The 25462-nt window shown below is 69.1% G+C and carries 26 protein-coding genes and 1 riboswitch; of the genes, 11 read left to right on the top strand and 15 right to left on the bottom strand.

The genetic code is table 11. The features are described from left to right. Nucleotides 1-122: 122 nt before the first annotated feature. The 3 genes from ABZ382_RS01440 to ABZ382_RS01430 all read right to left on the bottom strand — a co-directional run bounded on the left by ABZ382_RS01440 (nt 123) and on the right by ABZ382_RS01430 (nt 2977). Nucleotides 123-1574 carry an SDR family NAD(P)-dependent oxidoreductase gene (locus ABZ382_RS01440; RefSeq protein WP_357082186.1) on the bottom strand — a complete coding sequence of 484 codons (1452 nt, stop codon included), beginning with the start codon at nt 1572-1574 and terminating at the stop codon, nt 123-125. Nucleotides 1575-1691: 117 nt separating this feature from the next. Then, entirely contained in the window at nt 1692-2765 is a 1074-nt protein-coding gene (locus tag ABZ382_RS01435; RefSeq protein WP_357082184.1) for a hypothetical protein, read from the bottom strand. Then, nucleotides 2762-2977 carry a hypothetical protein gene (locus ABZ382_RS01430; RefSeq protein WP_357082182.1) on the bottom strand — a complete coding sequence of 72 codons (216 nt, stop codon included), beginning with the start codon at nt 2975-2977 and terminating at the stop codon, nt 2762-2764. Before ABZ382_RS01430 ends, ABZ382_RS01435 begins: the two co-directional genes overlap by 4 nt. 123 nt (nt 2978-3100) lie before the next feature. Between ABZ382_RS01430 and ABZ382_RS01425 the strand changes: the two genes are divergently transcribed. The 3 genes from ABZ382_RS01425 (at nt 3101) to ABZ382_RS01415 (ending at nt 5688) form a co-directional block, all read left to right on the top strand. After that, nucleotides 3101-3796 carry a TetR/AcrR family transcriptional regulator gene (locus ABZ382_RS01425; RefSeq protein ID WP_357082180.1) on the top strand — a complete coding sequence of 232 codons (696 nt, stop codon included), beginning with the start codon at nt 3101-3103 and terminating at the stop codon, nt 3794-3796. 85 nt (nt 3797-3881) lie between these two features. Continuing rightward, on the top strand, nt 3882-5027 hold the full coding sequence (locus tag ABZ382_RS01420; RefSeq protein ID WP_357082178.1) for an acyl-CoA dehydrogenase family protein: 1146 nt from the start codon (nt 3882-3884) through the stop codon (nt 5025-5027). 100 nt (nt 5028-5127) lie between these two features. Next, a complete protein-coding gene (locus tag ABZ382_RS01415; protein ID WP_357083974.1) occupies nt 5128-5688 on the top strand; it encodes a helix-turn-helix domain-containing protein in 561 nt (186 codons plus the stop codon). Nucleotides 5689-5701: 13 nt separating this feature from the next. Here the strand turns inward: ABZ382_RS01415 and ABZ382_RS01410 are convergent, their stop codons facing one another. Beyond that, entirely contained in the window at nt 5702-6739 is a 1038-nt protein-coding gene (locus ABZ382_RS01410) for a saccharopine dehydrogenase NADP-binding domain-containing protein (protein WP_357082176.1), read from the bottom strand. A 149-nt stretch (nt 6740-6888) separates the two neighbouring features. On the opposite strand from ABZ382_RS01410, the gene ABZ382_RS01405 reads away from it, so the two are divergent. Together ABZ382_RS01405 and ABZ382_RS01400 are read left to right on the top strand one after the other, a co-directional pair. Continuing rightward, nucleotides 6889-7764, top strand: coding sequence for an AraC family transcriptional regulator (locus ABZ382_RS01405; RefSeq protein ID WP_357082174.1), 876 nt, complete (start codon nt 6889-6891; stop codon nt 7762-7764). An 8-nt stretch (nt 7765-7772) separates the two neighbouring features. After that, the gene (locus ABZ382_RS01400; RefSeq protein ID WP_357082172.1) at nt 7773-8609 is read left to right on the top strand and encodes an LLM class F420-dependent oxidoreductase; all 837 of its coding nucleotides are present in this window, start codon (nt 7773-7775) and stop codon (nt 8607-8609) included. Nucleotides 8610-8661: 52 nt separating this feature from the next. Here ABZ382_RS01400 and ABZ382_RS01395 read toward each other — a convergent pair whose 3' ends face one another. Beyond that, a complete protein-coding gene (locus ABZ382_RS01395; protein ID WP_357082170.1) occupies nt 8662-9210 on the bottom strand; it encodes a YdeI/OmpD-associated family protein in 549 nt (182 codons plus the stop codon). A 45-nt stretch (nt 9211-9255) separates the two neighbouring features. Continuing rightward, on the bottom strand, nt 9256-10662 hold the full coding sequence (locus ABZ382_RS01390; protein ID WP_357082168.1) for an MFS transporter: 1407 nt from the start codon (nt 10660-10662) through the stop codon (nt 9256-9258). A 159-nt stretch (nt 10663-10821) separates the two neighbouring features. Here ABZ382_RS01390 and ABZ382_RS01385 point away from each other — a divergent pair, with 159 nt between their 5' ends. From ABZ382_RS01385 to ABZ382_RS01375, 3 genes are all read left to right on the top strand, one after another. Continuing rightward, nucleotides 10822-11730: a LysR family transcriptional regulator gene (locus ABZ382_RS01385; RefSeq protein ID WP_357082166.1), complete on the top strand. Its 909-nt coding sequence runs from the start codon at nt 10822-10824 to the stop codon at nt 11728-11730. A gap of 98 nt (nt 11731-11828) precedes the next feature. Then, nucleotides 11829-13067, top strand: coding sequence for a serine hydrolase domain-containing protein (locus ABZ382_RS01380; protein WP_357082164.1), 1239 nt, complete (start codon nt 11829-11831; stop codon nt 13065-13067). Between the two features lie 49 nt (nt 13068-13116). Then, a complete protein-coding gene (locus ABZ382_RS01375; RefSeq protein WP_357082162.1) occupies nt 13117-14214 on the top strand; it encodes an amidohydrolase family protein in 1098 nt (365 codons plus the stop codon). Nucleotides 14215-14232: 18 nt separating this feature from the next. Here the strand turns inward: ABZ382_RS01375 and ABZ382_RS01370 are convergent, their stop codons facing one another. The 5 genes from ABZ382_RS01370 to ABZ382_RS01350 are packed head-to-tail and all read right to left on the bottom strand — an operon-like array spanning nt 14233 to nt 18252. Further along, on the bottom strand, nt 14233-15294 hold the full coding sequence (locus tag ABZ382_RS01370) for an ATP-dependent DNA ligase (protein ID WP_357082160.1): 1062 nt from the start codon (nt 15292-15294) through the stop codon (nt 14233-14235). Continuing rightward, nucleotides 15291-16391: an ATP-dependent DNA ligase gene (locus ABZ382_RS01365; protein ID WP_357082158.1), complete on the bottom strand. Its 1101-nt coding sequence runs from the start codon at nt 16389-16391 to the stop codon at nt 15291-15293. The genes ABZ382_RS01370 and ABZ382_RS01365 overlap by 4 nt, the downstream gene beginning before the upstream one ends. Nucleotides 16392-16442: 51 nt before the next feature. After that, entirely contained in the window at nt 16443-16838 is a 396-nt protein-coding gene (locus tag ABZ382_RS01360) for a cold shock domain-containing protein (protein WP_357082156.1), read from the bottom strand. Nucleotides 16839-16881: 43 nt separating this feature from the next. Next, a complete protein-coding gene (locus tag ABZ382_RS01355) occupies nt 16882-17988 on the bottom strand; it encodes an SPFH domain-containing protein (RefSeq protein WP_357082154.1) in 1107 nt (368 codons plus the stop codon). Nucleotides 17989-18033: 45 nt separating this feature from the next. Next, the gene (locus ABZ382_RS01350; RefSeq protein WP_357082152.1) at nt 18034-18252 is read right to left on the bottom strand and encodes a hypothetical protein; all 219 of its coding nucleotides are present in this window, start codon (nt 18250-18252) and stop codon (nt 18034-18036) included. Between the two features lie 222 nt (nt 18253-18474). Here ABZ382_RS01350 and ABZ382_RS01345 point away from each other — a divergent pair, with 222 nt between their 5' ends. Next, nucleotides 18475-20004, top strand: coding sequence for a DHA2 family efflux MFS transporter permease subunit (locus ABZ382_RS01345; RefSeq protein ID WP_357082150.1), 1530 nt, complete (start codon nt 18475-18477; stop codon nt 20002-20004). Nucleotides 20005-20062: 58 nt separating this feature from the next. Here ABZ382_RS01345 and mraY read toward each other — a convergent pair whose 3' ends face one another. Continuing rightward, nucleotides 20063-21148, bottom strand: a complete 1086-nt coding sequence (mraY, locus tag ABZ382_RS01340; RefSeq protein WP_357082148.1) for a phospho-N-acetylmuramoyl-pentapeptide-transferase — start codon at nt 21146-21148, stop codon at nt 20063-20065. Between the two features lie 83 nt (nt 21149-21231). Here mraY and ABZ382_RS01335 point away from each other — a divergent pair, with 83 nt between their 5' ends. Together ABZ382_RS01335 and ABZ382_RS01330 are read left to right on the top strand one after the other, a co-directional pair. Beyond that, nucleotides 21232-22071 (top strand): helix-turn-helix transcriptional regulator, encoded by an 840-nt coding sequence (locus ABZ382_RS01335; protein ID WP_357082146.1) that lies wholly within the window; start codon nt 21232-21234, stop codon nt 22069-22071. Nucleotides 22072-22158: 87 nt separating this feature from the next. After that, on the top strand, nt 22159-22923 hold the full coding sequence (locus ABZ382_RS01330; RefSeq protein WP_357082144.1) for a glucose 1-dehydrogenase: 765 nt from the start codon (nt 22159-22161) through the stop codon (nt 22921-22923). A gap of 43 nt (nt 22924-22966) precedes the next feature. Here ABZ382_RS01330 and ABZ382_RS01325 read toward each other — a convergent pair whose 3' ends face one another. The 3 genes from ABZ382_RS01325 to ABZ382_RS01315 all read right to left on the bottom strand — a co-directional run bounded on the left by ABZ382_RS01325 (nt 22967) and on the right by ABZ382_RS01315 (nt 25246). Beyond that, a complete protein-coding gene (locus ABZ382_RS01325) occupies nt 22967-23680 on the bottom strand; it encodes an MgtC/SapB family protein (RefSeq protein ID WP_357082142.1) in 714 nt (237 codons plus the stop codon). A gap of 222 nt (nt 23681-23902) precedes the next feature. Further along, a riboswitch (M-box (ykoK) riboswitch) is annotated at nt 23903-24076 on the bottom strand. A 93-nt stretch (nt 24077-24169) separates the two neighbouring features. Further along, nucleotides 24170-24790, bottom strand: coding sequence for a TetR/AcrR family transcriptional regulator (locus tag ABZ382_RS01320; RefSeq protein WP_357082140.1), 621 nt, complete (start codon nt 24788-24790; stop codon nt 24170-24172). Between the two features lie 57 nt (nt 24791-24847). Further along, complete coding sequence (locus tag ABZ382_RS01315; protein ID WP_357082138.1) at nt 24848-25246, bottom strand: hypothetical protein; 399 nt, start codon at nt 25244-25246, stop codon at nt 24848-24850. Nucleotides 25247-25462: the final 216 nt, after the last annotated feature.

Raw genomic sequence — 25462 nt, 5'->3', positions numbered from 1 at the left:
TGAATACGGAAATATGCGCATCTAAACATGAATGCTCACTCTTTTCAGAACAGCCCGGTTCCGGCCCCCTCACCTTCTAAAGATCAACCAGGAGGGGAGGGGGCCGGTTCGGTGGGGGATCGCTACCAGTTGGAGGGTTCGTAGTCCTTGAGGAAGCAGCCGTACAGGTCATCGCCGGCTTCGCCGCGCACGATCGGGTCGTACACGCGGGCCGCGCCGTCGACCAGGTCGAGGGGTGCGTGGAAGCCTTCCTCGGCGAGACGGATCTTGGTGTAGTGCGGTCGCTCGTCGGTGATCCAGCCGGTGTCGACGGCGGTCATGAGGATCTTGTCGGACTCGAACATCTCGCGGGCGCTGGTGCGGGTCAGCATGTTCAGCGCGGCCTTGGCCATATTGGTGTGCGGGTGGCCCGCGCCCTTGTAACCGCGGGCGAAGACGCCTTCCATGGCGGAGACATTGACGACGTACTTGCGGCGGGCGGGAGCGGCGGCCATGGCGGGGCGTAGTCGGGAGATGAGGATGAACGGCGCGACCGAGTTGCAGAGCTGCACCTCGAGCAGTTCGGTGGCGTCGACCTCGCCGACGTTCTGCACCCAGCTGTTGGTGTGGGCGAGGTCGGGCACCAGGCCGCCCGCGTCGATGGCCACACCCTGCGAAATGCGTTCGGGGGTGGCCGATCCCGCGATCAGGGCGAGGTCGGTGATGTCGGCGGCGGTGAGGTTGGGGGTGAGGCTGGCGGTCAGCGCGGTGGGGTGGGCCTGCATGGTCTTGCCGAAGCTGATCACGTCGGGCAGTTCGCCGGCGGGCAGCGGTCCGTTCTCGGCTTCGACGAGGGCGCTGTAGGCGCCGACCGAGCGGCGCACGGTCTGTGCGGCGTTGTTGATGAGGATGTCGAGCGGGCCCTGGGCGGCGACGTCGTCGGCGAGGGCGACGACCTGGGCGGGGTCGCGCAGGTCGATGCCGATGATGCGGAGCCGGTGCAGCCAGTCGGCGCTGTCGGGCTGGGCGGCGAAGCGGCGGATGGCGTCGTTGGGGAAGCGGGTGGTGATGGTGGTGTGGGCGCCGTCGCGCAGCAGGCGCAGCGCGATGTACATGCCGATCTTGGCGCGGCCGCCGGTGAGCAGGGCGCGCTTGCCGGTGAGGTCGGTGCCGGCGTCACGTTTGGCGTGGCTCTTGGCGGCGCAGTCGGGGCAGAGCTGGTGGTAGAAGGCGTCCACGCGCGTATAGCGCTGTTTGCATATGTAGCAGGGCCGTGCCCGCAGCAGGGTTCCGGCGCTGCCGCCTTCGGTGGCGGAGCTGATCTGGATCCCGGCGGTTTCGTCGTCGATGCGGTTGGGTGAGCCGGTGGCGGTGGCGGCCACGACTTCCTTGTCGGCGGTGGCGATGGCGTCGCGGGTGGCGATGCGCTTGTTGCGCTTGAACTTCTTGAACATGTGCCCGACGGCGCGCTGCACGGTGACGGAGTCCGGGTGGTCCTTGTCGAGCTGTCCGGCTTGTTCGAGGACGCGCAGGCAGGTGGCCAGGTCGGCGGGGTCGATGGCGGGGGCGTCGGTCGGGGTGGTCTGCTCGGCCATCGGAGCTGCGGTGATCCTTCGTGTGCGGGGCGGTGGACCGAGCCATTCTCCCAGAGCGCCGCAGGTGCGGGTCGCCCGGCCGTGACCTGGGGCCGGGCGGGGTGGGTGGTGGCGGGGTCAGGTGGTGGCGGTGCCGAGGGGTTCGAGTCGGTTGGCGTGGTGGTCGTGGCCGAGTTCGCGGGCGCGGTCGGCGAGTCGGGTGAGCAGGTCTGCGGGGATCTGGTCGCGGGCCTGAATGAGGGTGTGCCACACCGTGTCCGGGGTGTCGGGGGTGAGGGCGGCGTCGACGAGCGGGAGGGCTTGGGGCCAGAGGTCGTGGGCGGCGGTGGTGTCGATGATGGCGGTGAGGATGTGTTCGTCGTGGACGGCGGGGCGTTGGGCGAACAGGCGCAGGCTGTCGGGGCTCATGGCGCTGGTGATGGGCAGCAGGGTGGTCCAGGCGTCGAGTTCGGCGACGGCGGCGATGAGGCCGTCGAGGACGTCGTCGCCGAGGCCGGCGGTGAGGTCGCCGATCCAGGCGCGGTTGTGGGGTGCGATGTTGTCGAGCAGGTCGATGCCTTCGGCCCACATCTGCTGGTCGTGGGCGGCGCGGATGATGCCGGGGACGCGGTCGGCGACGATGTGCAGGACGCGGTCGATGGCGGTTTTGTCCTCGAGGAGGAAGCCGATGCGCAGCAGGTCGGGGTCGCTCATGACGGGGGCGGCGGCGCGCAGGGTGGGTTCGGGGATGACGTGGACGAAGCGGCCCATGGTGATGTGGTCGCCGCGGGACAGGAGTTGGCGGGCGACGTCGGTGACCAGGGTGGCGGGGACGGCGGCGATGATGGCGGCGGTGCGGCGGGGGTCGAGTTGGGCGGCGGCTTCGGCGAGGAAGGCGGGGGTGAGGTTCTTGGCGATGTCGACCGCGCGGCGGGGTTCGACGGCGCTGGCGACGGCGGCGCACAGGATGGGGCCGAAGGCGCGTTCGGCGATCTTGGAGCTGATGGCGACGGGGACGATGGCGCTGGCGGTGGCGATGGCCTGCATGCGTTTGGCGTCGCGGTCGAAGAGCAGGTCGGTGACGCGTTCGCGGTATTCGCGCAGGGCGGCGGGCGGGAGGTCGACGAGGAAGTCGAGGTCGGTGGGGTCGTCGAGGCCCAGGACGCGGGCGAGTTTGGTGGTTTCGGCGACGGCGGCGAGGTGGTCGCTCATAGTCCCAGTGCTTTCTTGACGGCGGGGCGCAGCAGGCGCGGGACGAAGTCGAGGGAGGAGCCGAGGGCTGCGTCGAGGGTGTCGCGGCGGTGGGTCTTGGCGGCTTCGAGGAGGCGGTGAAGTTCGGCCAGGTCGGTGTCGGGGAGCTGGTCGAAGGCTGCGGGCAGGGGTGCGCGCAGGGTGTCGCCGAGTTGGCGGGCGGGGTCGGACATCGTCGTCTTTCCGGTTGTGCGTACTGCCGGTACGGGATTCGATACTGGCAGTACGCTTGGTCCGAAATCAAGTGGGATTGTCGTGTGGACCTGCCGTACCGGCGGTACATGTATGCTGCGCGGGTGGTTCGTAGCAGTGCCGGGGGGACTCGGCTGGTGTCGCGTGAGGAGATCGTGGACGCGGCGATCCGGGTGATCGACCGGGCGGGTCCGCGCCCGAGCATGGACGACATCGCGCGCGAGGCGGGGATCACCAAGCCGCGGTTGTACCGGCAGTTCGCGGACAAGGGGGATCTGTTCACCGAGATCGCGGCGCGCATGTCGCGGCGGGCGTTCTCGGCCGCGGGCGCGGATATGACGTTGATGCTGCAGCCGCCGCGGGTGGCGTTGACGCGGGTGTTCGGTGAGTACGCGCGCGGAATCCTGGAGCACCCCAATGTCTTCCGGTATCTGGGGCAGGCCCCGGTGGTCCAGCAGTCGGGGTCGGGGGTGTTGCAGCTGGATCTGGGGCGCGAGGCGGCGCTGCGGTTGGAGAAGCTGGCGCGGTCGGTGGCCGAGGCGGTGCCGTTGGATACGGCGGGGCTGGACTATCTCTCGCGCGCGTTGACCGGTGCGATGGTGTCGATCACCGATCTGTGGCTGTCGGATTCGGATACGCCGTCGGCGGCGCAGACCGCGGAGTTCGTGGGGCAGGCGACGGAGTTGGCGTGGGGGTTGATCGATGGTTTCCTGCGGCGTCAGGGGGTCGTTGCGGATCCGGACGTGCCGATCTTCACGACGTTCGCCGAGGTGAATCAGTCTCGCGCGACCGATTGTTGACAGTTGTTGACACAACGCCAATAGCCGTGCACGCTGAGGGCGAGGCGCTCTCGCGCCTCCATTCAGGCGAACGAAGGACTCTGCGATGGCACGCCCCGCATGGAGCGACGACGAGGTCGAGGCGGTACGGACTCTGGCGACCACCTTCTTCGAGAAGGAGGTGATCCCGCACACCGAGAAGTTCATCGAACAGGGCCACCCCGACCGCGCCCTCTACAACCGGGCCGGCGAACTGGGCCTGCTGTGCGCGGCCATCCCCACCGAATACGGCGGTGGCGGCGGCACTTTCGCCCACGAGGCGGCCATTATCGAAGCCCAGACCCACGCCGGGGACGGCTCGCTGGGCATGTCGGTGCACTCCTCGATCATCGCGCCCTACGTCCACGAGTTCGGTTCCGAGGAACTCAAACAGCGGGTGCTGCCCAAGGCGGCCAGCGGCGAGATGGTGCTTTCCATCGGGATGACCGAACCCGGCACCGGCTCGGATCTGCAGAACATCAAGACCCGCGCGGTGCGCGAGGGCGACGAGTACGTCATCACCGGCTCGAAGATCTTCATCTCCAACGGCTGGCTGTGCGACGGCATCATCATCGCCTGCAAGACCGACCCCACCCAGGGCGCGGCCGGGGTCTCGCTGATCTTCGCCGAGGTCTCCGACGAGACCCCCGGTTTCAAGCGCGGCCGGATCCTGTCCAAGATCGGCGGCAAGGCCCAGGACACCGCGGAGCTGTTCTTCGACGGCCTGCGGGTGCCCGCGTCGAACCTGCTCGGGCAGGCCGAGGGCCAGGGCTTCTATCAGATGATGCAGATGCTGGCCCAGGAACGCCTGGTCACCGCCATCCTCGCGGTCGCCATGACCGAGAAGGCCGTGCAGCTGACCGTCGACTACACCAAGGGCCGCGAGGCGTTCGGCAAGCCGCTCTACGCGATGCAGAACACCCGGTTCGAACTGGCCGAGTGCGCGACGATCGCCAAGGTCGGACGCGTGTTCCTCGACGACTGCATCAGCAAGCACCTGCGCGGGGAGCTCGATATCCCCACCGCGGCCATGTCGAAATACTGGTTGACCGATCAACTCGGTAATGTGGTGGATCGCTGCCTGCAGTTCTTCGGCGGCTACGGATACATGACCGAATACCCGATCTCGCAGTTGTACACCGGCGCTCGGGTCCTGCGAATCCTCGCGGGAGCCAACGAGGTGATGAAGGATCTCATTGCCCGCTCACTCTGACGCCACCGCGCCACCTCGGCCCGGCGGTAACTCCGACCCCACGGCGGACGACGGCGCCACGCGCCGTCGTCGCCTCGAGCCCGACGAACGTCGCGCGCAGATCCTGTCCTGCGCGATCGACATGTTCGGCGAGCGCCCCTACGCGGCGGTGTCGACCGCCGAGCTGGCCCAGCGGGCCGGGGTGGCGCGCGGGCTGATCAACCACTACTTCGGCAACAAGCGCGACCTGTACCTGGCGGTGGTGCGCCGCATGGTCACGCTGCCGCGGCCGGAGAAGATGGCGGTGCCCACCGGATCGCTGCGGGAACGAGTCGACGCCAGCGTGGCGTGGCTGCTCGACACCATCGGCGAGCATGGCAGCACCTGGGTCAAGGTCACCGGCCACGAAGGCGTCGGCGACGATCCGGAGGTGCAGCGCATCCTCGACGAGGCCGACTACGCCGCCGCCGACCGCATGGTGGCGATGATGGGTCTCGACGATTCGCTGCATTCGGCCGAATTGCGGGCGCTGGTGCGCTGTTACGGCGGTCTGGTCAAGGCCGCCGGGCGCGAGTGGATCGTGCGCGGCAGCCTGACCCGCGAGCAGGTGCACCACCTGCTCGCCGACGCCCTCACCACACTGGTGGCCGAGACGTTCCCGAAGGTCGACGCGAACCCCTAGCCCACGCGAAGCCCTAGACGTTCGCGAGCTCCTCGACCCGCCAGTGCACACCCGTGGTGGCAAGGTGGTCGAGGAAGCTCGCGGCGTCGAAAGCCTGTGCGGGCGCCAGGGTTCCGGCGGCAGCGCCGTCGAGCGCCAGGCGGCGCGCGGCCTCGACGGCGATGACCGCGGTGGCCGCGTACGGGTCGAACCCGCTCACCCAGCCCCGTGCCCGGCTGCCGTCGACACCGGTCGCCTCGGCCAGGATCAACCAGCGCGATGCGGCCAGCGCGTCGGCGTCGGGGATCTCCGGAATCGTCTCGGCGACATCACCACCCAGGCCCGCGAAGATCTCACCCATCTCGGTGCGGATCACCCCGCGCACGATCGGGGTGTCGAGGTGGCGGGGGATGGTGTAGACGCCCGGCAACGCCAGCGGTGTCACCGACACCGGGTCCGGTTCGCCGGGCTCATCGAGGGTGGTGGCCGATGCGTTCGCCGATTGCCATGTCCGATCGCGGTATTCGACCTGATCGAGCACGGCGATGGCGGCCATCGACCGGGCCGTTCCGCGCGAGGCCGCGCCCGGTCGGCGCAGATCGGCGACACGGACCTCCCGCAGTGGCGCGTCGAGGCGGGCGGCGGTGAGCGCGGCGATCAGATCACCGGGCACACCGTCATCGGTGACGGCCGGAACGACCGCCACCCCGGCCTGTTTCGCGGGCTCGTCATAGGTGGACAGGATCGTGTGCAGGTAGCCGGGTTCGCCGGTGGTGTCGATGTAGTGGCGGCGAGCGGCGATCGCGGCCCGCACCACCGGTTCACCCCACAGGGTGAACGGTCCGGCGGCGTTGACGACCGCGTCGCTGTCGGCGAAGGCGGCGGCCAGGGCGGCGGTGTCGTCGAGGGCGGCCACCCGGATCTCGGCGTCGGGGACCCCGGTGCGGGCGGCGACGGCCCGCAAGCGGGCCTCGTCGCGGCCCACCAGGATGGGGGACAGGTCGCGGCGCGCGAGTTCGGCGACGATGAGCGAACCGGTGAAACCGCTCGCGCCGTGCACGGCAATACGCATGAGGGACAACTCCATCGGGTGAAGGGATACGGCCGGGAATCGGCTCGCAACCCACGCTAGGCATGCCCGCTCGGACGATCCATGCTCGAAGGTCCGGCTCTGATGTCTGATCGTCCGGAGCGGTGAACGCCGCCGGTACGGTGGGATGCGTGGACATCCTCAGTGACGCGGTCGCCGCGATGCGGCTGGGCACGCCGCATTCCAACCGCACCGTCCGGCGCGGCAGCTGGCACACCCACTTTCCCGCCGCGGGCAACAGCGCCGGTTTCCATGTCGTGCTGCAAGGTTCGTGCTGGCTGCTGCCCGACGACGGCGACCCGATCCACCTCCACGTCGGTGATGTCGCGTTCATGCCGCGCAGCCGCGGCCACGCCATCACCGACCGCCCCGACAGCGACCCCGGTCCCGCGGCGGCCGGCCCCGACACCGTATTGCTGTGTGGCGCTTACTGTCTCGATGACACCCGACCGCATCCCGCGCTGGCCGAGCTGCCCGATGTGATCCATCTGCCCGCCCGCGTCGGCCACCACAGCCCGCTGCGTGCCGCGATCGATCTGCTCGGCCACGAACTCGACACCGCCGACGGATCCGGGGCCATCGCGCCCCTGCTCGAAGTGCTGCTGCTGTTCCTGCTGCGCGCCTGGCACCAGGCCCACCCCTCCGACACCGGATGGGTCGGCGCGCTGCGCGACCCGGCCGTGCACTCCGCCCTGCAGGCCATCCACGCCGACCCCGGTCAGGCCTGGACCGTGCAATCGCTGGCCGACCGTGCGGGGGTGTCCCGGTCGGTGTTCGCGCAACGGTTCACCACCACCCTGGGCATCGGCCCGCTCACCTACCTGACCTGGTGGCGCATGACCGGCGCGGCCCGGCTGCTGCGTGACACCGACCTGCTGCTGCGCGTCGTGGCCGAAAAGTCCGGGTACACCTCCGAATACGCGTTCGCCAAGGCGTTCAAACGCGAATTCGGGGTCGCGCCGGGAAGATTTCGCGCCGGGGAATGCAATCCGATCATGAACCGTTGAGGCCCGGTATGGCATTCGACGGCTTGGGAACATTCGGTGTGTGGCAGCCCTATCCGCAGTTCACCCCGGAATCCGCGCGGGACATCGAGGAACTCGGCTACGGCACGATCTGGCTGGGCAGCTCCCCGCCGGCGGACTTCGACGGCTACGAGCAACTGCTCGGCGCGACCGAATCACTGGTGGTCGCGACCAGCATCGTCAATGTGTGGGCCTCGGCGCCCGAAGCCGCCGCCGACACCTACCTGCGCCTGGACGAGAAGTTCCCCGGCCGCTTCCTGCTCGGCATCGGCGCGGGCCACCGCGAACACACCGCCGACTACACCAAACCCTATGACGCGCTGGTCGACTACCTCGATGTCCTCGACGCCCGCGGCGTCCCCCAGCACGGCCGCGCCCTGGCCGCCCTCGGCCCGCGCGTGGCACGCCTGGCCCGTGACCGCACCGCCGGCGCCCTGCCCTACCTGACAGTCCCCGAACACACCGCCGAACTGCGCGGCATCCTGGGCCCCGACTCCCTGCTCGCGGTCGAACACAAGGTGGTCCTCGACGAGGACCCGGCCCGCGCCCGCACACAGGGCCGCGACCGCGCCGGCTTCTACCTCGGGTTGAGCAACTACACCAACAACCTGCGCCGCTTCGGATTAGACGACACCGACCTCGCCGCTCCCGGCAGCGACCGCTATGTCGACGCGGTCGTCGCCCACGGCACCACCGACCAGGTCGCCGACCGGTTGAACCAGCACCTGCGTGCCGGAGCCGACCACGTCGCCATCCAGATCCTCGGTGACGACGCCACCGCGGTCCTGCGCGCCCTGGCCCCCGTTCTCACCACGGACCGGGACTGACGCCGATTCCGGGTGACAGGACATCGCGCCTGTCACCCGGAATCGGCCGGTTTCACTGGTTTTCGAGACCGTTCACGGCCTTCTCCAGCCGGGAAGCCCGCGTTTTCGCCGTTCTCGTTCGCAGCACGTCCAGTACGATCAGATACCGGCCGGTGCGGTCGAGCGCCTCGAACGCGGCTCGAGCCCGCGGCCGCGCCGCCAAGGCTGCCGCCAAATCCTCGGGCACGGTGAAGTTCGCCTGCGACGGATACGCCGCGGCCCACCGCCCGTCCGCGCGCGCCGCCTCCACTTCCGCCAGCCCCGGCTCGCGCATCCGACCCGCCGCCGTCAACGCCGCCACCTTGTCGACGTTGACCTGCGACCAGAAGCTCCCGGGGCGTCGCGGCACATACTTCTGCAGATAGAACTCGCCGTCGAGGCCCTTGCGCTGCCCGGAGATCCAGCCCCAGCACAACCCCACATCCACCGCCTCGTCCTCGGTCAGCGACGCGATCCCCGATCCCTTCTTGGCCATCCGAATCCACACCCCCGCCGCGTGCCCGTGATTGACCGCGAGCCACGCATCGAACGCCGCCGCATCCCCGAACGCCACCGAATCCATACCCGCCACTGTCGCAGACCGCACCGACACCGCCGCCGATCGCCGCTACCGGGATGCGCGACGCGACATCACCGCCTGCCCGAACACGAGCGCACCCGACACCAGCACCGTCACCCCGACCACCCGGAATCCGGCGTCCGCGCCCGAAACGAACGCCGCGACAATCGCATCGGAACGCTCGGGCGCGAAACTGTGGGCCTGGGCCACGGTGTGCGCGCCGCCGGCGCGGATGTCCGAGGGGAGGGCGGCGACGAAACGGGAGGTCAGGACGGTGCCGATCACCGCGACACCCAACGCGCTGCCGAACTCGCGGGTCGTGGCCTGCAATCCCGCGCCGACCCCGGCCAGCGACTGGGGCAGCGCACCGGTGATCGCCGCCGACAAGGTCGGAAGAGCCAGCGTCACACCGATTCCGGTGACCACCAGCCACACCGCGTACACCGGGTAGGGGGTGTGCAAGCCGGTCGTGGACAGACCCAGCAGTCCGGCGCCGACGAAACCGAACGCGATCGCGATCGTGGCGTCCACCCCGATCCGGCCCGACAGGCGTCCGACATGCCGCGCGCCCACGATCACCGGGAGCGTCAACGGAATGATGCCCAGCCCCGTGCGCAGGACCCCGAACCCCTTGGCGTACTGCAGGAACGACGCGTTCACATAGAACAGCGCGAACATCCCGAAGAACACCGCGGTCATCCCCAGGCAGGCGCTGCGCAGCCCCGGCGACGCGAACAGCCGCGGATCCAGCAGCGGATGGCGCACCCGCAACTCGACCACCGTCCACACCGCGAACAGCGCCGCCGCACACCCGAACCCGGCGACCACCACCACGCTGCTCCAGCCCGCCACCGGCCCCTCGGCGATCCCGACCAGCAGCGCCACCGACGCCGCGACCAGCAACACCGTGCCCACCGGGTCCAGCCGGCGATCGTGGCGTGCCGACACCGGCGCGACCCACGCCACCAACGCGGCCAACACCGCGGCCAGCGGGGCGGCCGCCACGAACAGCCACCGCCACGATCCGCCCGAAAGGACCGCGCCGCCACCGACATTGCCCAGCACCCCGCCGATCCCGGTCATCGACGCCCACGTCGCGATCGTCGCGGGCTTGCGATCGACCGGCACCGCGTGCAACAACACCGCCAACGTATTGGGCAGCACCGCCGCCGCGCCGGCCCCCGTGATCGCCCGGCCCGCCAGCAACACGCCCACCGACGGCGCCAGCGCCGAGACCAGCGCGCCCGCCGCGAACAACCCCAGCCCGGCCAGCAGCACCCCCTTGCGCCCGAACCGGTCACCGGCCGCGCCGCCGGGAATCACCAGGCAGGCGAACACGATCACGTAGGTGTCCACGATCCACACCAGCGCCGACGCCGAGGGCCGCAGCGGACTCGCCGCCAGCATCGGAACCGCCAGATTGATCGCGGCCACCATCCCCACGACCAACACCACACACGCGCACATCAACGACACGAGCCCCCGCCGAACAGCCACATTTGGCCCGGTCAGGTCCTGGGGGAGAAGGTTTGTTTGCATGCAGTGCACGCTATGGACCAGGCAGGTATCCGTGCGACGCAACTTCGGTAACCCAGAGTTGCATACGATGCAACAATGACCGAGCAGCTCGACCTGAACCTGTTGCGCGTCTTCGACGCCCTGCTCCAGGACGCCAGCGTCACCGCGGCCGCCGAACGCCTGCACCTGTCGATCCCCGCGACCAGCCGTGCCCTGGGTCGACTGCGCCGCGCCATGGGCGACCCCATCCTGGTGCGAGCCGGACGCGCCATGGCCCCCACTCCGTTCGCGCTGCGCACCGCACCCCGGGTCCGGTCCCTGCTCGAAGAGGCCGCCGCCCTCATCAGCGCCGACCGCACCGTCGACCTCGCGGCACTGAAGCGCACCTTCGCCATCCGCATCAACGACGGCGTCGCCGCGACCCTGGTCACCGCCGCCGTCGCGGCCACCGCGGCCGCCGCGCCCGGCGTGGTCCTGCGCTTCGTACCCGAAGGCGACGAAAGCCTCGAAGCGTTACGTGACGGCACCATCGACCTCGACATCGGCGCCGACACCGCCGCGGCCCCCGACATCCACACCGCCGAGCTCTACCGCGAACACCTCGTCGGCATCGTGCGCGCCGAGCACCCGCTGGGCCGCCACCGCCGCCCCACCCTGGCCCAACTCTGCGGACACCCGCACGTGTCGGCATCGCGTCGCGGCCGCGCCCGCGGCCCCCTCGACGACGCGCTCACCGCCCACGGCCTGCACCGCCACGTCGCCGCCGTCGTACCGACCTCCGCCCTTGCCGCCCTGCTGGTTTCGCAAACCCCCTACGTCGGGCTGGTCCCGCACCGGCTCGCCGCCCACTACGGCGACACCTTGGGCCTGCGCTGGTTCGACATCCCCGCATCCCTGCCCGAAGTCGACATCCGGCTGCGCTGGCACGCCCGCCTCGACGCCGACCCCGCCCAACGCTGGCTGCGCGACACCCTGCGCACCGCACTGGGTTCACCAGGGGCATAACCGTTCCCACGTCGCCCGGTCCGAAACCCCCGAACCCGCCCCAAAATTGTCCCAGACACATCTTGCCGGGGTGGTGGTGGCGCCGCTACCGTTGATCGATGACGACCCACAGCTCCGCCACCGCTGCCGGACTGCCCGCCGGAGTGCACGGCACCGCCGACCCCCGATTCGATTCCGCCCTACGGACATTCGCCCGCGTCCTGGCCGGACGCCGCGGCAACGGCGGCGCACTGGCGGTGTATCAGGACGGCGAACTGGTCGTCGATGTCCACGCCGGCGCCGCCGACGCCCACGGCACGCCCTGGACCGCCGACACCGGCGCCATGGTGTACTCCGCGTCCAAAGGTGTCTCGGCCACCGTCCTCGCGCGCCTGGCCGATCGCGGCCTGCTCGACTACGACGCCCCCGTCGCCGAATACTGGCCCGAATTCGCCGCCAACGGCAAAGCCCGCATCACCGTCACAGAACTGCTCAGCCACCGCGCCGGACTCTCGGGCCTGCCCGCCGTCACCCCCGACGAAGTCCTCGACCACGAACTCATGGAACAACGCCTCGCGGCCGCGAAACCCGATCACCTGCAGGGCAAACCGATCTACCATGCCCTCACCATCGGCTGGCTCATGGCCGGCCTGGCCCGCGCCGTCACCGGCCACGACATGACCCGCCTCTACCGCAGCGAGGTCGCCGAACCCCTCGGCGTCGACGGCATCCACCTGGGCCGCCCGCCCGCCGGATCCCGCACCCGCCCCGCCGACCTGGTCGGATCGCTGAAAAACCTGGCCGAGCACACCATTCCGGGCCCGGTCGCCACCGCCGTCCCGCGCCTGCCGCGCCCGCTGCGATCCCCGATCTCCTCGATCTACGTCCCCGGCCTGGAATCGATCTTCCGCGGCGACCGCCCCGCCATCCTCGACACCGCCCTGCCCGCCGGCAACGCGGTGTGCACCGCGCCCGCCCTGGCCAAGATGTACAGCGCCCTGGCCGGCGGCGGCACCGTCGACGGGCGCGCCTACCTGTCGCCGGAAACCGTTCGCGGACTGCAACGCATCCGCACCTACCAACTCGACCGCGCCCTGGTCATCCCGTTCTGGCACGTCGGCTACCACAGCTTCCCGTCCCCGCACGCCCCGCGCGGCTACGGGCACATGGGGTTGTTCGGGTCGATGGGCTGGGCCGACCCCGACTCCGGTGTGGCTGTCGGATTCGTGCACAACCGCATGTCCGCGGGCTGGAGTCCGATCGACCAAACCCTGTTCGTGGCCCTGCTGCATCTGATCCTGCGCGGCGCGCGCCAGCCCGCCGCGCTCGCCGCCGAGCGCACCGCCGGAGCCGCCTGACCCGCGAGTCGATCTTGCCCACTGCTGCAACAGGTTCTAGATTGGCTGCATGCAGGGGGAGCCGAACCACAAACTGGCCATTCATGACGTCCGAATCTTCGACGGCCACACCATCACCGCACCGACCACCGTCGTCATCGACGGCACCGTCATCGGAACCGACCCCGCCGGCGCCCAACACCTCGACGTCGACGGGGCCATCCTCATCCCGGGCCTCATCGACGCCCACATCCACCTCGACAGCCCGCACGCGCTGGATACCTATGCCGCCCACGGCGTCACGACCGCCCTCGACATGGGATCGATCGACACCGCCCTGATCGAGCAGGCGCGCGCCCGCACCGCCACGACCACCCTGCGCTGCGCCGGAGCGCCGATCATCGGTTCCGCGGGCGTGCACGCCCACGTCCCCGGCATCGCCGACGTCGGCATCATCCGCCACCCCGGCGACGCCGAAGCCATGGTGGCGCAGCGCGTCTCGGCCGGCAGCGACTACATCAAGCTGGTCCTGGAAGCCCCCGGCGAAGGCGGCCCCGACGCCGACACCACCAAAGCCGTCGTCACCGCCGCCCACGCCCGCGGCCTGACCGTCGTCGCCCACACCTCCACCCCCGGCGCGTACGCCATGGCCCTCGACGCCGGCGTCGACGCCCTCACCCACGTCCCCATCGGCGCCCGCCTGCACGCCGCCGACATCGACCGCCTGGCGAACGGCGCCCACGTGGTGATCCCCACGCTCGTCATGATGGAAGGCGTCGCCGAAATCCACGGTGTCGCACAGTATTTCCCCGCGTCGCTGAAAACCGTCGGCGTCCTGCACGCAGCGGGGGTCCCCATCCTCGCCGGCACCGACGCCAACCAGATGACAGGCCTGCCCGTCCACCCGGCCCAGGGTGCGAGCCTGCACCACGAACTCGAGCTCCTCGTCCGGGCCGGCCTCACCCCCGCCGACGCCCTCAACGCCGCCACCACCCTGCCAGCCCGCCACTTCGGCCTCACCGACCGCGGCGCCATCGCCCCCGGCCTACGCGCCGACCTGGTCCTGCTCGACGCCGACCCGCTGGCCGACATCACCGCCACCCGCGCCATCCGCACGATCTGGTGCGGCGGCACCGAACACGCACCGGCACAGACACTGTCGGCCTAGCCGCGCAGCGCGCTGCCTCTAGTCGGCGTCCTTGCGGGCCTTGCTCGGCTGCACGCGCGGCGGCTCGTTGGGCATCTTCGGATACACCGGCGGCCACGGGGCGTCCATCAAGCCCGCGGCCATGTCCTTGTCCGACATCTCCAGCAGCGGAGCCAGCGACTGCGGGGTGCGGTCGGCCCACGGGTCGCCCAGTTCGGCGACCCGGGCGGGGACGGTGGCGATGGTCAACTCGTCGGGCACGATCGTGGCCAGCTCGTCCCAGGAGATCGGGGTCGAGACCTGCGCGCCGACCTTCGGGCGGGCGCACCACGCGCCGAAAACCGTTTTGTGCGGAGCGTTCTGGTTGAAATCGACGAACACCCGCGAACCGCGCTCCTCTTTCCACCAGGCCGCGGTGATGTCGTCGGGATGGCGGCGTTCGAGTTCACGCGCCAGCGCGACAGCCGCCGCCCGAACCTGATACCCGTCCCATTCCGGCTTCAACATCGCGTACAGGTGCAGCCCCCGCGAACCGGAGGTCTTCACGCGCACATCGATACCCAGTTCCGTGCACAACTCGCGGGTCGCGAACGCCGCGGCCCGCAGATCGTCGAAACCGATGCCGGGGGAGGGATCCAGATCGATGCGCAGCTCATCGGTGGCACCGGTCGGCGGCAGCACATTCCCCGCCGCGTCGAGCACCGGCGGGAACGTCGACGCCGCCTCGGCCCCGGCGTGGGTGGGCCAGACGTGGAAACCCAAGCAGCCCAGGTTGACCGCCCACACGATGTGCGCCATGTCGACCGCCACCAGCGCGTCACTGGTGGTGCCGTTCGGAGTGGATACCACCGTGGTCTGCAACCAGTCCGGCGCCGAGGAGGGAACCCGCTTCTGGAACCACGACTTGCCCGACGCCCCATCCGGGTAGCGCTCCAGCAGCACCGGCCGCCCGCCGATGGTCCGCATGATCGGATCGGCAACGGCCAGATAGTAATTCACCAGATCCAGCTTGGTGTCCCCGCGCTTGGAGAAATACACCTTGCCCGGATTCGACACCGGCACCGTGCGCCCGGCGACCTCGACCTGCACCGAATCACTCACCGCGCGGTCCCTGTCGACTGTCTGGCCTCGGCGAAGATATCGGCCAGCTCGGCGGGCGCGACCTCGTCGAGCTGAGCGTAGGTACACGATTCGGGGGTGCGGTCACCACGGAACCGCACCAGCCGCCCGCCGTGGCGGAACCGCCCGGCCATCACATGCTCGTAGCGCACCTCCGCCACGAGCTCCGGCCGCAACGCCTCCCACGACAGATCCTTGCCGCCGGTCCAGCGGCTCACCCCGCCCGGCATCTTCCCGTCGGCCTTGGCCTGAGCGGCGGCATCGGCCCAGGATCGCCACGGATGATCCTCCAGGGCGTGCTCCCGCAACGGGGCCAGCTCGTCGACCAGTTCCTTGCGCCGGGCCGCGGTGAACGACGACGCCACCCCGACATGATGCAGATTGCCCTCGTCGTCGAACAGCCCCAGCAGCAGCGACCCCACCCCCTGGCCGTCCTTGTGCCAGCGGAACCCGGCCACCACACAGTCGGCGGTCCGCTCATGTTTGATCTTGAGCATCACCCGCTTGTCCTGCAGATACGCCAGATCCGACGCCTTGGCCATCACCCCGTCGAACCCCGCGCCCTCGAACCGGGTGAACCAGTCCGCGGCGACCTCGGGATCATCGGTGATCGGCGTGAGATGCGTGCCCGGATGCGAGCCGTCGAGCACCGTCTCGAGCAGGGCGCGCCGCTCGGCGAACGGCCGCCCGGTCAGATCCTCGTCACCCAATGCCAGCAGGTCGAAGCCCACGAAACTGGCGGGGGTCTCCGCGGCCAGCTTCTTGACCCGCGACGCCGCCGGATGCAGCCGCTGCTGCAGCGTGTCGAAATCCAGGCCGTTCTCGGTGACGACGACGATCTCCCCGTCCACCACGCACCGCGGCGGCAGCGCCTGACCCAGTAGTTCCACCAGTTCGGGGAAATACCGGGTCAGGGGCCGATCATTGCGGGAACCCAGCTCGATCTCGGGTCCGTCGCGGAACACGATGCAGCGGAAGCCGTCCCATTTCGGTTCGAACCGCAACCCTGGATCCCGGGGCAGCTCCGACACCGATTTGGCCAGCATCGGTTTCACCGGCGGCATGACGGGCAACAGCACACGGCCTCCTCGGTTCGCGGCGGATCCGAGACCGATCGTAATGCGAACCGGTCAGTTTTCGAGCCACCCGTGCGCATCGGCGAACGAGGTGAGCCGATCCCGAATCGTGATGATCTCCGCCGCCGTCAACTGCGGCGAGGCATCCAACAGCAGTTCGGTGATCAACCGGCGATGCTCGGCCGCGGTCATCTGCCCCGCCGCGCGATGCTCCTTGGCCTTGTGCCGCACCGGCGCCGCGGCCTGACCCGGCACCACCGCCAGATTGATCGCCTTCGGACCCCGATCACCCTCGGTCACATCGAATTCGAAAACCCGCCCCTGGCGCAGCTCGTCCTCATCCAACCCGATGTCGTTGACATGCACGAACACATCCGGGCCGCCGTCTTCCGGACGGATGAACCCGAAACCCCGAGAGCTGTCGAACGACACCAATTTCCCGATGGACACCTAAACACCCGCTCCTCGTCGCCGCGTCCCTCTGGCGGTCACTCTAGTCCGCGGGCTGATCATTGTTGGAGGAAAGTGCCTTTTGCAACGAATTGAAGACCGTCAACCCCTGGCCCACCATCCCGTTGACGATCTCCGACACCCCGTCGGGACCATTGAGCACCGTCAGGTTCGCCTTCGACAGTCCGCCCGCGGCCTGCTTCACGATCTCGGGCAACTGCTCGATCAGCAGCTGATCGAGCGCGATCCGATTGTTCGACGCCGCCGCCTCGGCCTGGATCCGGGTGCGATCGGCCTCGGCCTCGGCGAGAATACGCACCCGATCCGCCTCTGCCAGAGCCGGTTTGACGACCTCGGCCTGCAACTGCTGCTCCCGCAACTCCGCCTGCTTGCGCGCCTGCTCGGCCTGAGCGGCGAGCACCTCCTGCATGGCGGTGGCCTGCGCGAGCGGACCCGCCTGCGCGGCTTCGGCATTGGCCTTGTCGATATCGCGCTGATACTGCGCGCGCAGGATCGCGGTCTCGCGCTGATACTCGGCCTGCTTGCGCTGGGACTCCTGCTCGGCCTGGGCGGCCAGCTGGGCGGCGGCGGCCTGCGCGATCTGCGCGTCACGCTGCACCGCGGCATTGTGCGGGGCGGCCAGGGCGGAGATGTAGCCCAGATTGCCGTCGTCGATGTGCTGGATCTGGAACGAGTCCACCCACAACCCGATATTGCTCATCTCCACCTTCGAGGCCACCAGCACCTCGTCGGCCAGCTTCTGACGCTCGCGAATGATCTCCTCGACCGTCATCGACCCCACGATCGAGCGCAGATGACCGGAGAAGATGCGCCCGGTCAGCACACTCATCTCCTTCTCCTGCTCGGACAGGAACCGTTGCGCCGCATTGACGATCGAGCGCTCGTCATTGGCGACCTTGAACGCGATCACCGCACGCACATCGAGCTGGATGGCCTGCTTGGTGACGCAGCGTTCACCGATCTCGGCCTCGAACATCGCCAGCGACAGATACCGCACCTTGCGGAACAACGGCACCACCCAGGCGCCGTGACCGATGATCACCCGGAACGGCGCGCCGCCGTCCTTGCCGTGACGGCCACCGCTGACCAGCATCGCCTCATCGGGATCGGGTACGTGATAACCCAGCATCGTGTGTGACTCCCCTCGAACGTGGTTCGAACCATTTCCGAACAATCAATCGCCCGGAAGCGGGACCCACGCAACAACATCGACGACACGACCGGGATGAACGGCGACCACCAGCACCGACGCGCCGGCGGACAGCGGCTCGCGGGCACGCGCGATGTAGAGCTCGGTTCCCCCTCGGATGGCGACCTGCACCTCACCCAGAGCTCCCTCGCCCCGGATCGGCGAGGTCAGCGTACCGGTCAGGCCCACTACCGGGTCGGTCATCGAGAACGTTCTCCTCGCCGTACTTCGCTGAGAACGCCAGGGTACGCGTGGTGCGCGTGGGGTTCGGTGGCCCGCGGCGAACTTGCTCCAAAGTTGCTACCGCTCGGTATGCTTTGGGAATCCGACTCCGAAGCGACCTGTCCGCGGTAGAGAGGACCTGCGCATGGGCACCGAGAGAAAAATGTGCTGGTTTCACGGCCGACCGGCTGGCAGGCTGAAGCGGTGACCACCCCTCCGGATACCAAGGCGGCCGACTCCGCCGACGACAAGCTGGACATCGGCGTCTTCAAAATCGCCGGTGTCGTGGTGCTCGGCGCCATCATGTCGATCCTCGACGTCACGGTCGTGACCGTCGCCATCCCCACCTTCCAGCACGACTTCAACACGACCTACGCCATCGCCGCCTGGTCCATGACCGGCTACACTCTCGCGCTGGCCACCGTCATCCCCCTCACCGGCTGGGCCGCCGACCGATTCGGCACCAAACGCCTCTACATGATGGCGCTGGTGTTCTTCGTGATCGGCTCGGTGCTGTGCTCGACGGCCTGGAACATCGAGTCCCTCATCGCCTTCCGCGTCATCCAGGGTCTCGGCGGCGGCATGCTCATGCCGCTGGGTATGACGATCATGACCCACGCCGCGGGCCCCACCCGCATCGGCCGCGTCATGGCCGTGCTCGGCGTGCCCATGCTGCTGGGCCCCATCGGCGGACCCATCCTGGGCGGCTGGCTCATCGACTCCTTCAGCTGGCACTGGATCTTCCTGATCAACCTGCCCATCGGCATCATCGCGCTGGTCCTGGCCTACACGATCTTCCCGCGCGACAATCCCGAACCGTCGCAGAGTTTCGACTTCCTGGGCATGCTGCTCGCCTCGCCCGGTCTGGCGGCCTTCCTGTTCGGTGTGTCCTCTATCCCCGGTGAGGGCACCATCAAATCGGCCAAGGTGCTCATCCCCGCCATCGTCGGCGCGGGTTTGCTGATCGCATTCGTCTTCCATGCCCTGCGCACCGAACACCCGCTCATCGACCTGCGGCTGTTCAAGAACAAGTCGCTGCGCTACGCGGTCATGACCATGACCCTGTTCGCCATGGCGTTCTTCGGCTCCGGTCTGCTGCTGCCCTCGTATCTGCAGCAGGTGCGCGGTGAATCCACCCTCGCCGCCGGTCTGCTCATCGCACCGCAGGGCTTGGGCGCGATGCTGACCATGCCGATCGCCGGTCGCCTGGTCGACAAGATCGGGCCCGGCAAGATCGTGCTCACCGGTATCTCGATCATGACGCTGTCGATGGCCGCGCTGACCCAGGTCAAGGCCGACACCCCTTATCCGATGCTGTGCGGGGTGCTGTTCATCATGGGTCTGGGCATGGGATGCACCATGATGCCGACCATGACCGCCGCCATCCAGACCCTCACCCACGGTGAGGTCGCGCGTGGTTCCACCCTGATGAACATCGTCAACCAGACGGCCGGATCCATCGGCACCGCAACCATTTCCGTGGTGCTCACCACCCTGCTCAACCACCGGCCCGAAGCCAAGATGGCCATCGGATCGCACTACGATCCGCGCATCTCCCAGCAGGTTCCGCCGCAGGTCCTCGCGGACGGCTTCGATCAGGCCGCCCAGGCGTTCGCCCACACCTTCGTCGTGGCCACCGTGCTGCTGCTGGCGACGCTGATCCCGGCGTTCTTCCTGCCGCGCACCAAGCCGGCGACCCCGGCCGCGGCCGACGCACCCGCGGTCGTGCACTGAGATAACACCGTCGACAGCCCACCCGGAAACCAGTGTCCCGGGTGGGCTGTCGCGTTTCTCAGCGCCGCGGCCCCGACGAGGCCAGGTGCTCGGCGTAGAAGAACAGCAGCCCCGTCGCCGCCGAAATCGCGGCCAGCAGCCAGAACCGGATGATCACCGTGGTCTCCGGCCAGCCGGTCAGCTCGAAATGATGATGGAACGGGGCCATCTTGAACACCCGGGTGCGCGTGGTGCGGAACATGACGATCTGCAAGGCCACCGACGCGATCTCGGCCACGAACAACGCGCCGACCGCGACCATCAGCAGTTCGGTGCGTGTGGTGATCGACAACCCGGCCAGCAGCCCGCCCAACGCCAGCGACCCGGTGTCGCCCATGAAGATCTTCGCCGGAGCCGCGTTCCACCACAGGAATCCCACGCACGCCGCCGCGCCCGCCGCGCACACCACCGACAGATCCAGCGGATCACGCACCGTGTAACAGCCCGGCACCGCCCTGGTCGCGCACGCGTGCGCGTACTGCCAGAACGTGATCAGCACATACGAACCCAGCGCCAACCCCACCGAACCGGCCGCCAAACCATCCAGGCCATCGGTGATATTGACCGCGTTCGACCACGCCACCACGATGATGCACGCCACCAGCAGGAACCCCGCCACCGCCAGCGACACCGTCGAGATGTCGCGCACGATCGAGATCTGCTTGCTGCCCGGCGTCAGCCCCGACCCGCCGCGAAACCGCAACGCCAGCACCCCGAACACCACCGCCGCGCACAACTGCCCGACCAGCTTGCCCGATGCCGTCAACCCCAGCGAGCGCCGCTGCGACAACTTGATCGCGTCATCGGCGAACCCGACCGCCCCCAATGCCGTCGCCAACCCCAGCACCAGCAGCCCCGACGCCGACGCGCCCCGCCCATCGAAATGCCGCCCCACCAGCGTCGCCGCCCCGTACCCGCACCAGATCGCGACCAGGATCGCCAACCCGCCCATCGTCGGTGTGCCGCGCTTGGGCAGATGACTCGCCGGACCGTCCGAGCGGATCGCCTGCCCCCACCGCTGCCGCGTGAACAGCCGAATCAGCAACGGCGTCACCGTGATCGACACCACCAGTGCCACCAGCGCCGCCACCAGAATCTGCCGCATCGCACCCCCTCGAAACCCGAAATCCGGTCACATGCTAACCGCCGCCGGAACGAAAGGGGCCCCCGTGATTGTTAGCGTGAGATATGACAACCCCGGGTGCGCGCCGCGACCAACTGCGAGAGTTCCTGCGCGACAGACGCGCCCGCATCACCCCCGACCAGGTCGGACTCCCCACCGCCGGCCGCCGCCGCACCCCCGGCCTGCGCCGCGAAGAACTCGCCCTGCTCGCCGGTGTCGGCGTCTCGTGGTACACCTGGCTCGAACAGGGCCGCGACATCACCGTCTCCACCGATGTCCTCGACGCCATCGCCACCGCCCTGCTCCTCGATGACACCGAACGCTCCCACCTCTATGTCCTTTCCGGCCTCAACCCGCCCTGCCGCGGCGGCGACACCGGTGCCGACATCACCCCCGAAACCCGCAACCTGCTCGACGCGTGGGGAACTCGCCCCGCCGTCCTGCGCAACCGCTACTGGACAGTCCTGGCCTACAACGACGCCGCCCGAGCCGTCTTCGGCTACGACGGCCCCGGCCACAACTGCCTCATCACCTACTTCACCAACCCCCGCTACCTGGCCATGACCGACCACTGGCGACAGGCCGCCCCCGCCGTCGTCGCCGCCTACCGCGCCGACACCGCCCCCTGCCCCCACGACCCCGGCTTCGACGCGATCATCACCGACCTGGCCCACCGCAGCCCCGAATTCGCGGCACTGTGGTCGCGCCACGACGTCGGCGCCCCCACCCAAGCAGTCAACGCCCTACGCCACCCCGAAGTCGGCGAACTCCACTTCGACACCACCACAGTGACCCTCGCCGACCGCCCCGACCACCACATAGTCCTCTACAACCCCCGCCCCGACACCGGCACCACCGAAGCCCTCGACCACCTCCACCGCCTCCGCCTGGCACCACCCGCGTGACGCGGCACCGGCCGCCGAAGGTGGTGGTGTCACACCCACGATAAGCACGCACTGTTTGGTCTCGTCGTGGCCCGGCACGCTGAAGTCATGACGCACAACGGAAATCGGTTCGAGAACAAGATCGCGCTCATCACCGGGGGTAGCAGTGGGATGGGGTTGGCTACCGCGCATCGGCTCATCGGCGAAGGCGCGCAGGTGATCATCACCGGCCGCGACAAGGCCCGCCTCGACACTGCGGTCGGCGAACTGGGGGAACGCGCAACCGCGGTGGCCGGTGACGCCACCGACTCCGAGGATCTTGCCGCGCTGGCGCGTACGGTCGCCGAACGGTTCGGCCGCCTCGACGTCGTGTTCGTCAATGCGGGTGTCGGTGCGTTTCAGCCGTTCACCACTGTCACCCCGGACGAATTCGACCGGATCGTCGCGCTCAACTTCAAGTCGGCGTTCTTCACCGTCCAGCACATGCTGCCGCTGGTGTCGGCGGGTGGCGCGATCGTCATCAACGCCTCCTTCGCCACCTACCGTGGTGCGCCCGGCACCGCCCTCTACACCGCCACGAAGGCCGCGGTCCACTCGCTGGCCCGCACCCTCGCGGCGGAGTTGGCCCCCAAGGGGATTCGCGTCAACTCGATCAGCCCGGGGTACACCGACACCCCCGCCTTCCGCGCCGAGACCACTCCCGAGACCCAGGACGAGGCGGCCTCGCGGGTGGCGCTCGGGCGCATCGGCACCTCCGATGACGTGGCCGCGGCGGTCGCCTTCCTGGCTTCCGCCGACGGCTCCTACGTCACCGGACAGGACCTGCTCGTCGACGGCGGCCTCACTACCGTCATCCCCTCCGCCATGGTTTGAGCGGGATACGCGCCGTCGCCGCGAACGGTTGGGACAGTGCTGTTCACTGCTCGGTTTCCACCGGCCGCGGCACCGTGCGCCAGCCGACGCTGGTCACCGACGGCTCCAGGCTCAGGCGGCTCACCGCGGACTCCATCTGGCGATCGTCGCGGCGATCGCCGGTGAGCTCGGCCCGCACCTGCACCCGCCCCGGGGATGTGTCATGACTCGAGATGGACACCAGCCGGAAGTCGGTGCGCGTCAACGACTGCACCAGCAAAGCCCGCACCTGCGCCTCGTGCGCGTCGTCGGTGTCGGCGTGGAAGGCGTACAACGCGTCCTGCGCGTCGGTGCCGTCGTCGATCGGACGATCCACCGACCGGGCGACCGTGCGCAGCGCGGTATTGACCACCACCACCGCGACCGTGCCCGCCGCCGCCGTCGAGTACATGCCCGCACCCGCCAGCGCGCCCACCGCGGCCGAACACCACAGCGTGGCAGCGGTATTGAGGCCGCGAATGTTGAACCCGTCGCGCAGGATCACACCCGCGCCCAGGAAGCCGATGCCCGAAACGATCTGCGCCGCGACGCGGGTCGGGTCGGCGGTGGCGCCGTTGAAGCCGTGCGCGGACAGCAGCACGAACAGGGTCGCACCGGCGGCGACCAGTGCGTTGGTGCGCAGCCCGGCCATGCGGGCCCGGAACTGGCGCTCGAATCCGATGATCGCGCCCAACCCGACACCGGTGGCCAGGCGGAGCAGCATTTCCCAGGTGGTCATCTCGATCTCCCAGCGGATGACGGCGCACTCCGAATTCGGACGCTACCGGGTGTGCGGCAGCGGCCGGAGGATTAATGGAGTGTCGCCTGGTGAACGATTGGCTAACGGACCTCGGTCCGGTCCATCGGGCACGACCACCACCTCCTCGACACACACGCACAGCGCGACCACCGGGGTCGCGGACATGCCGGGGGAGTGGGACCGGCGGGGAATCGCCGGCACGGGTACCACCCCTCGTAAGACCTTCAGCACTCCACGGCGTAACCCGCCACCAGGGCGGGAGCCGGTCGGGGCATCCCCTTAGCTCGGGGAAGCCTGTCCTGATCCGGGGCGTCTCTCGACGTTCGGGATCGCCGGCCTGTATCCGTGAAGGAGCCTCAGCTAACGACGGCACCTTGCGTCAGCGAGTAAACACCCCCGCGCCGCGCCTCGCAACCCGATGTGACCGCGGTCGCCCGCATCCACGCCGCAACCGCGCCGGTGGGAGAGTCAGCGATACATGCCGCGGTAGGCGTCGATGGTCGCCACCAGATGGTCCACGATCTGATCGCGCGTGGCGCGCAGCGTGCCATTGAGCCACGCCGAGAACATGCCCGCATTACCGCTGGCCATGGTGACCGCGGCCAGCCGCCGCCGCACCGGATCGTCGATGTGGGCGAACAGGTGATCCTGGATCAGGCGCGTGAACGCGGGCATCACCGCGATCGTGGTCTGGCCCAGCCCCGTCGACGAATACGGCTCCACCAGGAACAGCCGCGACTTGCGCGGATCCTGCAGCACCTTGTCCACCAGCGCTTCCGACAGCGCGCGATCCCGATCGCGATCATCGGCGACCGCGAACGCCGTCATCGGATCCAGGAACTCCTCGGCGATCTGGCGATACAGCACGTCGAGCAGTTCGTCGCGGCTGGCGAAGGATTCGTAGAAATAGCGGTCGGTCAGCGTGGCGCGCCGGCACACCGCGCGCATGGTGACCGCGCCCGCCCCGGATTCGCCGATCAGATCCAGTGCGGCCTCGAGCAGCGCGGTGCGGCGCGCCTCACGGCGTTCGGTGAGGGTCGTTCCGCCCCAGATGCGGGGCTCCTCGGCGGGAGGCTGCTCGGTCTGCACCGGGTCAAGAGTAATGCCCGGGCCCGGGTGCGAGCGCACACCCGGCCCCGGACCGGCTCACTTGGTGACCACGCACGCGCTGCCGAGGTTGATGCCGGTGCCGACCGTGACCACCGCCCACTGCGAGCCGTTGTAGGTCCAGGCCTGCACGTAATGGGTGCCCGTGGAGGTCGGCGTCCAGCTCGAGGTGGCGGTGCCGCCGCTGCCCAGACCGAACTGCTGCGGACTGAACGTCGCCGAGGCGCTGTCGTAGAGCCACACGTATTCGTTGGGGCTGCCGTTGACGGTGACCGTGTAGGCGCAGTTGGTGCCGTAGCCGCCGCCGATGCTGGTGCCGGTCGCGATGGTCACGCTGCTGACGTAGGCCGACGCGTCGGGCGCGGCGAGCACGAGCGCCGCGGCCGCGGCGCTACAGGTGGCGAACACGGACACGGCCGAGGTGCGTGAGCGGATCATTGTCGATCATCTCCCCAGATGAACGGGATGCATGAGAACTCTGCGACGCCATTGGCGCATATAGGCAAGTGTCGGCGTTCAGCACCCCCGACACGCGCGTATCGGACTACTCGGTGCGAACCGGACACCCCGCCAACGCCTTTCGCGATCACCGGCAATCAGTCGGTTGTCCAGGATTGACGCCGAAAACCGGGGACTCCCCTAATGATCCCCTAA

It is taken from the genome of Nocardia sp. NPDC005825 (assembly GCF_040630175.1).
Taxonomy (GTDB): domain Bacteria; phylum Actinomycetota; class Actinomycetes; order Mycobacteriales; family Mycobacteriaceae; genus Nocardia.
Note: the sequence above shows the minus strand (reverse complement) of the source record. Positions and strands in the feature narration are given on the sequence as shown.